At 64.9% G+C, this 12,290-nt stretch carries 16 protein-coding genes; 15 read left to right on the forward strand and 1 reads right to left on the reverse strand.

The genetic code is table 11. The annotated features are described in order from the left end of the window. The 15 genes from H8B02_RS25375 to H8B02_RS25445 all read left to right on the forward strand — a co-directional run. A partial coding sequence (locus tag H8B02_RS25375; protein WP_446471715.1) for an ABC transporter permease subunit occupies positions 1-532 on the forward strand: 532 nt, incomplete at its 5' end. A 4-nt stretch (positions 533-536) separates the two neighbouring features. Further along, positions 537-1,298, forward strand: coding sequence for an urea ABC transporter ATP-binding protein UrtD (gene urtD / locus H8B02_RS25380; protein ID WP_229168776.1), 762 nt, complete (start codon positions 537-539; stop codon positions 1,296-1,298). Between the two features lie 3 nt (positions 1,299-1,301). Continuing rightward, the gene (urtE, locus tag H8B02_RS25385) at positions 1,302-1,997 is read left to right on the forward strand and encodes an urea ABC transporter ATP-binding subunit UrtE (RefSeq protein ID WP_092119000.1); all 696 of its coding nucleotides are present in this window, start codon (positions 1,302-1,304) and stop codon (positions 1,995-1,997) included. Between the two features lie 51 nt (positions 1,998-2,048). Continuing rightward, a complete protein-coding gene (locus H8B02_RS25390; protein WP_229168777.1) occupies positions 2,049-2,984 on the forward strand; it encodes an urease accessory protein UreD in 936 nt (311 codons plus the stop codon). A gap of 28 nt (positions 2,985-3,012) precedes the next feature. Further along, positions 3,013-3,315 (forward strand): urease subunit gamma, encoded by a 303-nt coding sequence (locus H8B02_RS25395; RefSeq protein WP_063695274.1) that lies wholly within the window; start codon positions 3,013-3,015, stop codon positions 3,313-3,315. 9 nt (positions 3,316-3,324) lie between these two features. Continuing rightward, on the forward strand, positions 3,325-3,630 hold the full coding sequence (locus tag H8B02_RS25400; RefSeq protein ID WP_038387566.1) for an urease subunit beta: 306 nt from the start codon (positions 3,325-3,327) through the stop codon (positions 3,628-3,630). A 23-nt stretch (positions 3,631-3,653) separates the two neighbouring features. Further along, positions 3,654-4,202: an HD domain-containing protein gene (locus H8B02_RS25405; protein WP_376711712.1), complete on the forward strand. Its 549-nt coding sequence runs from the start codon at positions 3,654-3,656 to the stop codon at positions 4,200-4,202. Beyond that, positions 4,193-5,908 carry an urease subunit alpha gene (gene ureC / locus H8B02_RS25410; RefSeq protein WP_229168779.1) on the forward strand — a complete coding sequence of 572 codons (1,716 nt, stop codon included), beginning with the start codon at positions 4,193-4,195 and terminating at the stop codon, positions 5,906-5,908. The genes H8B02_RS25405 and ureC overlap by 10 nt, the downstream gene beginning before the upstream one ends. Positions 5,909-5,956: 48 nt before the next feature. Then, positions 5,957-6,256: a putative quinol monooxygenase gene (locus H8B02_RS25415; protein ID WP_024581875.1), complete on the forward strand. Its 300-nt coding sequence runs from the start codon at positions 5,957-5,959 to the stop codon at positions 6,254-6,256. Positions 6,257-6,281: 25 nt separating this feature from the next. Next, positions 6,282-6,581, forward strand: a complete 300-nt coding sequence (locus H8B02_RS25420) for a putative quinol monooxygenase (RefSeq protein ID WP_092118991.1) — start codon at positions 6,282-6,284, stop codon at positions 6,579-6,581. A gap of 8 nt (positions 6,582-6,589) precedes the next feature. Next, positions 6,590-7,213: an urease accessory protein UreE gene (locus tag H8B02_RS25425; protein WP_229168780.1), complete on the forward strand. Its 624-nt coding sequence runs from the start codon at positions 6,590-6,592 to the stop codon at positions 7,211-7,213. Continuing rightward, positions 7,194-7,931: an urease accessory protein UreF gene (locus H8B02_RS25430; RefSeq protein WP_229168798.1), complete on the forward strand. Its 738-nt coding sequence runs from the start codon at positions 7,194-7,196 to the stop codon at positions 7,929-7,931. Before H8B02_RS25425 ends, H8B02_RS25430 begins: the two co-directional genes overlap by 20 nt. 174 nt (positions 7,932-8,105) lie before the next feature. After that, positions 8,106-8,756, forward strand: coding sequence for an urease accessory protein UreG (gene ureG, locus H8B02_RS25435; RefSeq protein ID WP_229168781.1), 651 nt, complete (start codon positions 8,106-8,108; stop codon positions 8,754-8,756). Between the two features lie 434 nt (positions 8,757-9,190). After that, on the forward strand, positions 9,191-10,852 hold the full coding sequence (locus H8B02_RS25440) for a CHASE domain-containing protein (RefSeq protein ID WP_229168782.1): 1,662 nt from the start codon (positions 9,191-9,193) through the stop codon (positions 10,850-10,852). 186 nt (positions 10,853-11,038) lie between these two features. Further along, on the forward strand, positions 11,039-12,067 hold the full coding sequence (locus H8B02_RS25445) for a cytochrome-c peroxidase (protein WP_229168783.1): 1,029 nt from the start codon (positions 11,039-11,041) through the stop codon (positions 12,065-12,067). Between the two features lie 49 nt (positions 12,068-12,116). On the opposite strand, the gene H8B02_RS48125 is transcribed toward H8B02_RS25445, so the two are convergent. Then, positions 12,117-12,245, reverse strand: coding sequence for a hypothetical protein (locus H8B02_RS48125; protein WP_275949075.1), 129 nt, complete (start codon positions 12,243-12,245; stop codon positions 12,117-12,119). Positions 12,246-12,290 lie beyond the last annotated feature (45 nt).

The following is a 12,290-nucleotide window of genomic DNA, read 5'->3' on the forward strand; positions in this document are numbered from 1 at the left end:
GAGCTGCCTGGCGCTGATCATCGCCTTCCTGATCTGCCGCGCGATCGTGACCTCGAAGCTCGGCAAGGTCCTGATCGCGGTGCGCGACGCCGAAAGCCGGACCCGCTTCCTCGGTTATCGCGTCGAATCCTACAAGCTGTTCGTGTTCACGCTGTCGGCCTGCATGGCCGGCGTCGCAGGTGCGCTTTACGTGCCGCAGGTCGGCATCATCAATCCGAGCGAGTTCGCACCCGGCAATTCGATCGAGGCCGTGATCTGGGTCGCGGTCGGCGGTCGCGGCACGCTGATCGGCGCCGCGCTCGGCGCCGTCGTCGTCAATTACGCCAAGACGTTATTCACCTCGGGGCCGCTGGCGCCGTACTGGCTGTTCATGCTGGGCGCGCTGTTCATCCTGGTCACGCTGCTGTTGCCTAAGGGCATCGTCGGCACCTTCAACAGCTGGTGGGAGACGCGACGCAGCGCGGCCCTTGCGGCCGACGCGGAAAGCGCCGCGCGCGAAGACGGCGTCGGCGCACCGAACCTGGCGGAGTAGGCAGATGAACGTCATGGATAGCCGCGCCACTTCGGCCATGCTCTATCTCGATGGCGTGCACGTCTCGTTCGACGGCTTCCACGCCATCAACAATCTGTCGCTGACGCTCGCGCCCGGCGAGATGCGCGCCATCATCGGCCCGAACGGCGCCGGCAAGACCACGATGATGGACATCATCACCGGCAAGACCAAGCCGGATGAGGGCACCGTGCTGTTCGACGGCACCGTCGACCTGACCCGGCTCGACGAGACCCGCATCGCCGAGCTCGGCATCGGCCGCAAATTCCAGAAGCCGACGGTGTTCGAGAGCCAGACCGTGCAGGACAATCTGCTGCTCGCGCTCAATGTCGATCATTCCGTGCGCGGCACGCTGTTCTGGCGCGGCAGCAGAGCCGAGTCCGAGCGCATCGACAAGGTGCTCGAGACCATCCGCTTGACCGATGCGCGCAACCGCCTCGCCGGCAGCCTGTCGCACGGCCAGAAGCAGTGGCTCGAGATCGGCATGCTGCTGGCGCAGGACCCCAAGGTGCTGCTGGTCGACGAGCCGGTCGCCGGCATGACCGATGTCGAGACCCATTTGACCGCGGAGCTGCTCAAAGAGATCAACAAGAACCACACCATCATGGTGGTCGAGCACGACATGACCTTCGTGCGCGAGCTCGGCGTCAAGGTGACCTGCCTGCATGAAGGCACGGTGCTCGCTGAAGGTTCGATCGACCAGGTGTCGTCGAACGAGCGGGTGGTCGAAGTGTATCTGGGGCGCTAGGCGATGCTGAAGATCGACAACATCAACCTCTATTACGGCGCAGCGCAGGCGCTGCGCGGGGTGTCGCTGACCGCCGAGCCGGGCAAGGTCACCTGCGTGCTCGGCCGCAACGGCGTCGGCAAGACCTCGCTGCTGCGCGCCATGGTCGGCCAGTATCCGATCGCCTCCGGCGCGATCAATTTCGACGGCAAGGACATCACCGCGCTCAAGCCCTATGAGCGGGCGCGGCGCGGCATCGGCTTCGTGCCGCAGGGCCGCGAGATCTTCCCGCTGCTGACGGTCGAGGAAAACCTCAAGACTGGCTTCGGCCCGCTGAAGCGCGAGGACCGCAACATCCCCGACGACGTGTTTTCGCTGTTTCCGGTGCTGCAGACCATGCTGGGCCGCCGCGGCGGCGACCTCTCCGGCGGCCAGCAGCAGCAGCTCGCGATCGGCCGCGCGCTGGTGATGCGGCCAAAGCTCCTGCTGCTCGACGAGCCGACCGAAGGCATCCAGCCCTCGATCATCAAGGACATCGGCCGCGCCATTTCCTATCTGCGCAACCTCGGCAACATCGCAATCGTGCTGGTCGAACAATATCTCGACTTTGCCTGCGAACTCGGCGACAGTTTTGCCGTGATGGACCGGGGTGCGGTGAAGTATGCCTGCGATCGCGCAAGCCTCGATCCCGCCGAGATCAGCCGCCAGATGGCGCTGTGAAGATGGTGTGACGCCGCCGCGCGCGGCGTGAGTCAAGGGAGCGTCGGGGGAATGCGGACCGGGATCGCAGGCGCGGCAGCGGCAACGTTTGCGGCAAACCGCGCCCAGGGCGCGGTCAGGTTCGGCGTGCATCGCAAGGATGGCGCCACCCGCCGCGGTGATCTCCATGAGTCAGGTTCGCTGCGCGTGCGTTTCCCGTCGCCGGAGGACGACGGCCTGTCGGCGATGTTCGTCAACACCGCCGGCGGCATTGCCGGCGGCGACCGCTTCGAGATTGCAATCGCAGCCGGCGAGGGCGCTCGCCTGACCCTGACCACGGCGGCCGCCGAAAAGGTCTATCGCGCACCGGCAGCGTTTTCGAGCGAAGTGGATGCCGGTTCGCGTGAAGAAAACGCGTCCAAACAAAATGAGGGCCTGGAGCGATCCAACTGGATCGCACCAGGCCCGGCAGCGGCGGCGCGGCTCGACATCGCGCTGAAGGTCGCTGATGGCGCGCATCTCTCCTGGCTGCCGCAGGAGACCATCCTGTTCGACCGTGCCCGTATTCATCGCGGCTTCGACATCGACCTTGCCGAGGGCGCTTCGCTCTTGCTGTGCGAGATCGTGGTGTTCGGCCGCGCCGCGATGGGCGAGACCATGCGCCATGGCGAGTTCGTCGACCGCTGGCGGATGCGGCGCGGCGGCAAGCTGGTGTTTGCCGAGACCATCCGCCTCGACGGCGAGATCGGCGAGAAGCTCGCAAAGTCCGCGATCGCGGGGGGTGGCTGCGCGATCGGCACCGCGCTGATCGTGCCGGGCGACGAGGCGCTGGTCGAGCGCATCCGCGCGGCGTCTGACAGCTTCGGCGCCGAGGTCGGCATCTCGGCCTGGAATGGCTTTGCAATGGCGCGCTTCTGTGCCCAAGATGCGGCCCGGTTGCGCGCCGACATGATGGCGGTGCTTGGCCGCGCCTCCGCCGTGCCGCTGCCGCGGCTGTGGCTCAACTAGACCTTTCAAGAACGATCAGAGTGCTCGCATGAATTTGTCTCCCCGCGAAAAGGACAAGCTCCTGGTATCGATGGCCGCCATGGTGGCGCGCCGCCGGCTCGAGCGTGGCGTCAAGCTGAACCATCCCGAAGCGGTGGCGCTGATCACCGATTACATCGTCGAGGGCGCGCGCGACGGCCGCACCGTCGCCGAGCTGATGCAGGCCGGCGCCAAGGTCCTGACCCGCGCGCAGGTGATGGATGGCATCCCGGAGATGATCCACGACATCCAGGTCGAGGCGACATTCCCCGACGGCACCAAGCTCGTCACCGTGCACGAACCGATCCGATAGGAGCGCGACATGATCCCCGGCGAACTCTTCATCAAGGACGGCGAGATCGAGCTCAATGCCGGCCGCAAGACTGTGACGCTGTCGGTTGCCAACACCGGCGACCGCCCGATCCAGGTCGGCTCGCACTATCATTTCTTCGAGACGAACCCGGCGCTGAAATTCGACCGCAAGAAAGCCCGCGGCATGCGCCTCGACATTGCCGCCGGCACCGCCGTCCGCTTCGAGCCCGGCCAGACCCGCGACGTCCATCTCGTGGCACTCGCCGGCAAGCGCGTGATCTACGGTTTTCGAGCCGAGGTGAAGGGGAAGTTGTAGGCCCGATGCTACCCGCGCTTTGCATGGTCTCCGAAGCTGCCGAGCTTGCCGCGCGCCGTCACAACGGCATGGCGCGCAAGGGGCGGGGGAATGAGCCTTACATCAACCATCTTGCCGAGGTCGCCAACCTGCTGGCGCAGGTGACTGACGGTGCCGATGCCGAGCTGGTGGCGGCGGGATGGCTGCACGACACCATCGAGGACACCGAGACCACGCGCGAAGAGCTCGCGCAAAAGTTCAGTGAGCGCGTTGCCGGGCTGGTGGTCGAATGCACCGACGACATGAGCCTGCCGAAGGCCGTACGCCGGCAAAAGCAGATCGAGGACGCTCCGCACAAATCGCCCGGCGCCAAGCTGATCAAGATTGCCGACAAGGTCAGCAATATCGGTGCGCGGATCGTGCCGGATCCAGGCAAGGACGAACGCGACGATCTCGCCGATTATGCGGCCTGGGCCGATAAGGTCGTTGCCGGTTGCCGGGGGATCAATCCGCGGCTCGACCGCATTTTCGATGACACCATCGCGCGCGCCAAGGCCGCGCTGGCTGAAACTGGGGGGCTGACATGTCCGTGAAGATCAAGCGTTCCGTCTACGCCGACATGTTCGGGCCGACCACCGGCGACAAGGTGCGGCTCGCCGACACCGATTTGATCATCGAAGTCGAAAAGGATCTCACTACCTATGGCGAGGAGGTGAAGTTCGGCGGCGGCAAGGTGATCCGCGACGGCATGGGGCAGTCGCAGGTGACCAACGCGCAGGGCGCGGCCGATACCGTCATCACCAACGCGCTGATCGTCGATCACTGGGGCATCGTGAAGGCCGACGTCGCGATCAAGGAGGGCATGATCGCCGCGATCGGCAAGGCCGGCAATCCGGACATCCAGCCCAACGTCACCATCATCATCGGCCCCGGCACCGACGTGATCGCGGGTGAGGGCAAGATCCTCACCGCGGGCGGATTCGACAGCCACATCCACTTCATCTGCCCGCAGCAGATCGAGCACGCCCTGATGTCTGGCGTCACCTCGATGTTAGGGGGCGGCACCGGCCCGTCGCACGGCACCTTCGCCACCACCTGCACGCCCGGCCCGTGGCACATGGGGCGGATGATCCAGTCGTTCGACGCCTTCCCGGTGAACCTCGGTATTTCCGGCAAGGGCAATGCGTCGCGCCCGGCGGCGCTGGTCGAGATGATCAAGGGCGGCGCCTGCGCGCTGAAGCTGCACGAGGATTGGGGCACCACGCCGTCGGCGATCGACACCTGCCTGTCGGTGGCCGACGATTACGACGTCCAGGTGATGCTGCATTCGGATACGCTGAACGAATCCGGTTTCGTCGAGGACACCGTGAAGGCGTTCAAGGGCCGCACCATCCATGCTTTCCACACCGAAGGCGCCGGCGGCGGCCACGCGCCGGATATCATTAAAATTGCCGGCCTGAAGAACGTACTGCCGTCCTCGACCAACCCGACCCGGCCGTTCACCCGCAACACCATCGACGAGCATCTCGACATGCTGATGGTGTGCCATCACCTTGATCCGTCGATCGCCGAGGACCTCGCCTTCGCCGAAAGCCGGATCCGCAAGGAGACCATCGCCGCCGAGGACATCCTGCACGATCTCGGCGCGCTCTCGATGATGTCGTCGGACTCGCAGGCGATGGGCCGGCTTGGCGAGGTGATCATCCGCACCTGGCAGACTGCCGACAAGATGAAGAAGCAGCGCGGAGCGCTGCCGCAGGACAAGGGCAACGACAACGACAATTTCCGCGTCAGGCGCTACATCGCCAAGTACACCATCAATCCGGCGATCGCGCATGGCGTGTCGAAGCTGATCGGTTCGGTGGAGAAAGGCAAGATGGCCGATCTGGTGCTGTGGTCGCCGGCGTTCTTCGGCGTCAAGCCGGACTGCATCATCAAGGGCGGCTCGATCGTGGCGGCGCCGATGGGCGATCCCAACGCTTCGATCCCGACGCCGCAGCCGGTGCATTACCGGCCGATGTTCGCCGCCTTTGGCAAGGCGCTGACCGCCTCCTCGGTGGTGTTCACCTCGAAGGCTGCGGTCACCGGCGGTCTCGCCCGCAAGCTCGGGATCGGCAAGAAGCTCTACGCGGTGCAGAACACCCGCGGAAAGATCTCCAAGAAGAGCATGATCCACAACGACGCGACGCCCAAGATCGAGGTCGATCCGGAGACCTATGAGGTACGTGCAGACGGCGAACTCCTGACCTGCGCGCCGGCCGAGGTGCTGCCCATGGCACAGCGCTACTTTATGTTCTAAAACCACTCCCGGTATCGAAACCAGAACAGAAAACCGGGAGGAATTTCCGTGATTTACGTCGTTGCCACGCTGACCATCAAGCCCGAGACCCGCGCCGAATTCATCGCTGCGGCGACGGCCTGCATCAAGGAAACCCGCAAGGAGCCCGGCAACATCGCCTACGACTTGCACGAGAGCGTCACCGACCACAGCAAGATGGTGTTCGTCGAGCAGTGGGAGAACGCCGAGGCGCTGGTGCCGCATCGTACCGCCGAGCACATGAAGACGTTCGGCCGCGTCGCGGTGAAGTGCATGGCCGCGCCGCCGAAGATCGAGGTGATCACGCCCGAGAAGGTCGACGTCCGCTAACAAGAACAAGAACGGGAGAAACACCATGATCTATGTCATCGCAACCACGCCGATGAAGCCGGAAAACAAGGACGACTTCATTAGGGGACACAAGGCGTGCATCGCCGAGACCCACAAGGAGAAGGGCTGCCTCTCCTACGAGGGCCATGTCAGCGTCAACGATCCCAATCTGTATGTGGTCGTCGAGCGCTGGGAGACCCGCGACGACCTGACCGCGCACAGCAAGGCCCCGCACATGAAGGTGTGGCGCGAATATTCCGCCGAAATGAAGACGGGCCCGACGGTGATCGAGATCATCAGCGACGCCAAGGTTCAGAAGCTCTGAGGCAATCGATGATCCGCGCAACCAAAGTCCTGGGACAGCATCGCTGGACAGAAGCGGCAGCCGACACCGTCGTGCTCGATTTCGACGACCGGCACCGGCGGCGGATGGCAATGACCGGGACGCGCGGGCTCGAATTCCTGCTCGATCTCGAGAACGCCGTCGCGCTGCGCGGCGGCGACGCATTGGTGCTGGAGGACGGCCGCCTCATCGAGGTGGTCGCAGCTCCGGAGCCGCTCGCGGAAATTCGCGGCAGCGATCCGCATCATCTGATCCGGGTCGCCTGGCATCTTGGCAACCGCCATCTGCCGACGCAGATCATGCCGAAAGGCCTGCGCATTCGCAGGGATCACGTGATCGAGGCGATGGTGAAGGGGTTAGGGGCCCGTGTCATCGAGATCGAGGCGCCGTTCGATCCCGAGGGCGGCGCCTATGCCGAGCACGCACATGCCGACGCACCCGCGCATGGCCACACGGGGCACGATCATGCCCATGGCGACGCGCACGACCATGGTCACCATCACGGCGATGGACATGACCATGACCATGACCACGACCACCACCATCATCATGATGAGCATTGCGACCATGCCCATCATCACCACGACCACTCCCATGCTCATGACCACAAATGAGCCTGATCCCGCTGCGGTGCGCGGCGGGATGGCGGAGGACGAGGCGGCCGCGCTGTACCGGTTGATGACGTGGCTGTCGCCGTCCTTCCCGGTCGGGGCGTTCGCCTATTCCAGCGGCATCGAATGGGCGGTCGAGGCCGGCGACGTCACCGATGCCGCGTCGCTGCGCGGCTGGCTCGCGGCGATGCTCACCGACGGCAGCGGCTTTTGCGACACCGTGTTCCTTGCGCAGAGCCATCGCGCAGCGTCGGAGCCCGGTCATGCCGGGCTGAAGGAGATCGCCGAACTCGCGGCCGCCTTCGTGCCGTCGCGCGAGCGGCAGCTCGAAACCACGACGCAAGGACGCGCCTTCATCGAGATTGCCCGTGCGGCCTGGAGTTCGTCCGGCCTCGACGCGATGATTGCGGCTTGTGGCGGGCCGATCGTGTACCCGATCGCGGTCGGCGTCGTCAGCGCTGCGCATGGCATCCGGCTGGCGCCGTCGCTGCATGCCTTCCTGCATGCCGTGCTCTCGAATTGGATTTCCGCAGGCAGCCGGCTGATTCCGCTCGGCCAGACCGACAGCCAGCGCGTGCTGGCCGATCTCGAGCCGGTCGTTGCCGCGACCGCGGCGCGGGCCAACGCAGCTTCGCTCGACGATCTCGGCAGCGCGACCTTCCGGGCCGACCTCGCGAGCCTGCGTCATGAAGCGCAGTATACGAGGCTGTTTCGGTCATGAGCCACCCTCCGCTGTCGTCCCGGCGAAAGCCGGGACCCATAACCACCGGCCTTCGTGGTTATGCAAGTCTGCGGCCCCAGCTTCTCGCAACAATTGAATTCGGTGGTAATGGGTCCCGGCCCCCGTGCGCAATCGCGCACTAGGCCGGGACGACGAAAACGGAGAGCGTGTCACATGCCCACTTCTCATGGCCCGTTGCGCGTCGGCGTCGGCGGTCCGGTCGGCTCCGGCAAGACCGCGCTGATGGATCTGCTCTGCAAGGCGATGCGCGAGCGTTACGACATCGCGGCGATCACCAACGACATCTACACCAAATGGGATGCCGAGTTTCTGGTGCGCTCCGGCTCGCTGACGCCAGACCGCATCGCCGGCGTTGAGACCGGCGGCTGCCCGCACACCGCGATCCGCGAGGACGCCTCGATGAACCTCGCCGCGGTCGCCGATATGCGGGCGAAATTCCCCGATCTCGACTTGGTCCTGATCGAGTCCGGCGGTGACAACCTGGCGGCGACCTTCTCGCCGGAATTGGCGGATCTGACGATCTACGTCATCGACGTCGCCGCAGGCGACAAGATCCCCTCCAAGGGCGGCCCCGGCATCACGCGGTCCGACCTTCTGGTGATCAACAAGATCGACCTCGCGCCCCATGTCGGCGCGTCCTTGGAGAAGATGGACACCGACGCCAGGCGGATGCGCGGCGAGCGGCCCTTCGTGATGACCAATCTGAAGAAGAGCGACGGCCTCGACCACATCATCAGCTTCATCGAGACCAAGGGTGGCCTTCGGTCGCAGGCCGCGGGCAAGGCGGGTACGAAGGCGGGCTAGTCGTTAATCATTGTGGCGGATCTCCAGTCGTCCATCCCGTCATCCCCGCGCAAAGGCTTCGCCTTTGTCGCTGAAGGTGCGAGCGGAGCGAGCCTCGAAGGATGCACGGCCACCGGCGGGCCGTTCACCCTTCGAGACGCGCTTCGCGCTCCTCAGGGTGACGGACGACGAGAGGGGAGCGCACTCCGCCGCAAAAAAGCTGCGCAATCGCCGGAACAATTTCCAACTTTGACGATTAGCAACCTTTGGTGCCGCCAAAGACCGCCGGATGGCGTCGTCGTTAATGTTGTCGCCCGGCTCCTGTTGCGTACCGATGATCGCTATTCCATATTCCCTTGCGGCTGGCGTTCATCGCACCCTGATTTGTCGCCGCCCCCGCAGAAGCCAGATGCCTACCGTCCCCTTTCGCCACCCCCTGATTGCCGAGTAAGCGTGTGGTTCGACTGGGCTTCATCGTTGCATTGATTGCGCTGATCGGGGTTCTGCTCTCCGGTCTTGCCGCCTATCGGGTGCACGATCAGGAGCTCGCAATCGACGGTATCGCACTGGCGCGGGCGATCGACGTCCATGCCAGCCTGGTGCAGGACCGCCTGACCGAGCGCGAGCTGCTGGCGCGGGTGGCCTCGGGGCTGTTCCGGACGCCGTCGATGGTGAAGGCCAATATGCTGCAGCCGCTGCGCTCGGCGATCTACGCCTTCAAGACCGATTTCGTCGTCGCCGCCTGGATCGCGCGGCTCAAGCCGAACGAGCTGACCGCGGCCGAGGCGGAGCTGAAGGCCGCCGGCTTCACCAATCCCTCGATCCGCGATTTCGACGACCAGGCGCTCGACATCAAGGCGCTCGACAAGCCGATCAACGTGCTGATGGATGTCGAGCCGCGCAATCCGGAAACCCTGAGCATCCCGGGCCGCGCCTTCGACCGCCACTCGGTGGTCGGTCCGATGCTGGCGCGGGCGTTGGAGAACGCCAAGCCCGTGGCCTCGGACCCGGTGCCGCTGCTGCGGCAGAACGGCCCGGTCGGGGTCGTGCTCGCTGCGCCGGTGTTCCAGGAGGGTGGGTCCGAGCCGGCCGGCTTCATCACCTTTTCCTACGAGCTGTCGTCGCTGATGCTGACCAACGACGATTCCTCGCTGTTCGCGGTGGCGTTGAAGGACCCGCGTGATTCCAATGACGAGTTCACCGCCAACGAGCAGGGCATCGTCACCTCGCGCGCGGTGCGCCAGGACGGCCCGCTGCCGTCGATGGTCCGCACGGTGACGTTCGGCGGCCGGGACTGGTCGCTCGACTATTACGCCAAGAGCAACGCCACGGTGCGTGCACAGCAGACCGCGACCATCGTCGCGGCGATTGGCCTCGCGCTGACCGGCATCGTCTGCGGCCTGTTCGGCTATGTCGCCTACAACAATTTGCGCCTCAGCCGCGAGATCGAGGTCCGGATCGGCTTCGAGCGCCGGCTGACTGCGGTCATCGACGAGCTCAACCATCGGGTCAAGAACATCCTCGCGGTGATCCAGTCGATCGTGACCCGCACGCTGCGGCACGGCGCCGACATCGACGTCGCGCGCGAACTTTTGATCGGGCGCATCCACGCGATGTCGAATGTCGTCACGCTGCTCAGCGAGAGCCAGTGGCAGGGCGTCAAGCTGAAGGGCCTGTTCGAATCGCGCGCGATTCCGCATGCCGACCGGATCGCGGTGAACGGTCCCGACATCACCGTCAGCGCCCGCGCCGCGCAATCGCTGTCGCTGCTGTTTTTCGAGCTCGCCTCGCACTCCGACGAAGGGCTGTCGCTGGTCGGCAAGCATCCGCACATCGTCGCCAACTGGGAGGTCGTCGGCGAGGATGCGGACTCGGTCTTCCATTTCCGTTGGGAGGAGTTCAACACCAGCCAGGCGACGCGGCGGGCCGACAGTGACTTCGGCCTCATCCTGCTCGACCGTGTCGCGCCCGAGGCGCTCGGCGGTACCGCGAAGCGCTACTTCACCGACGTCTCCTATGTCTATGAGCTCACCGCGCCGATGGATACGGTGGTCGACATGACCGAGCGCGACCGCACCGAACAGCTCTCGGCGCCGGTCCGTCCGGCGAAGAAGTAGAGCGCCGCAGCCGCCTCAGGTTGAGTGGCTATGTTATTGCGCGGATTGATCGAAATCAGGTGCGCCGGACGACGTTCACGTGATCTGTGTCGAAATCCGACATCCGTAATAGACCGCAACCGAGCGTTAAAACTTCGTTGAACATGCTTGGGCATATACCGAGCAGGATACCGTCTGAGGACCCCGATGAGGCTTTGGGTCAGCCTGACCTTGCTCGCGGCAGTTTTGCCTGTCGGGCTGTCGCTTGCCTTGACCCCGGCGACGGCGCCGCGCGACCCTGCGACAATCCGTGCCAGCTATCGCCGGCCCGACGTGGTTCCCTTCCCGAGCAGTAATCCCTATTCGGAGGCGAAATCCGCGCTGGGGCAGATGCTGTTCTTCGATCCGCTGCTGTCGCGGTCCAAGACCCATTCCTGCGCGAGCTGCCACAAGCCAAGCCTATCGTGGGCCGACGGCCTGCCGCGCGCCATCGGTGAGGATCCGAAAGGCTTGCCGATCCGTTCGCCGACGCTGATCGATGTGGCCTTCTTCGAGCCGCTGGGATGGGACGGCAAGTTCAAGGATCTCGAATCCGTTGCGTTCGGGCCGATTCTGAGCCCGATGAACCTCAACATGACCGAGCCGGAATTGATCGCGCGTCTCGCGGCGATCCCCGGCTATGTCGATGCATTCACCCACGCGTTCGGCGACGGCGCGATCACGCGGCCGAGGATCGAGCAGTCGCTGGCGACCTTCGAGCGCTCCATCGTCGCAGGCGAAGCCCCGTTCGACCGCTGGATCAAGGGCGACGAGAGCGCGATCAGCGCAACGGCCCAGCGCGGCTTTGAGCTTTTCAACGGCAAGGGACGTTGTTCGTCCTGCCACAGCGGCCCATCCTTCTCAGACGGGTCCTTCCAGGATATCGGCACCGCCAAGGGCCACGACATCGGGCGCGGACGTTACTTTCCGACCTCGGCGAAGCTGAAATATGCGTTCAAGACCCCGACATTGCGCGATGTCGCGCGCCGTGCGCCCTACATGCACGACGGATCGGTCGCAACACTGGAAGATGTCATCGAGCTCTACAACAAGGGCGGGATCGAGCGGCCAAGCCGGTCGCCCGACATTAAGCCGTTATCGCTGACGGCAGGCGAGAAGAAGGACCTCATCGCCTTCCTGCAAACCCTGACCGCCACGGCCCCGCCGGTGGCGGGGATCCCCAAATTGCCGCGCTGAGCGCAGCAGAGGGCGCTGAGCGCAGCAGAGGGTTTGGAACGGGGGCTTGTCAGGCGAGGTGCGGCAGTGCGGCCCCAAGCAGGCCGAGCCCGACGACCAGGAACGCGCCCGCGCAGGTCTCGAGGGCCGCCGTGCGCGACGGGGACGATTTTGTCACATAGGCGAGGGCTGACCCCACCCCGATACTCACGACGCTCAACGCTCCGAACATTTAACCGGCCTC

This window comes from Bradyrhizobium altum, assembly GCF_020889705.1.
GTDB lineage: Bacteria > Pseudomonadota > Alphaproteobacteria > Rhizobiales > Xanthobacteraceae > Bradyrhizobium > Bradyrhizobium altum.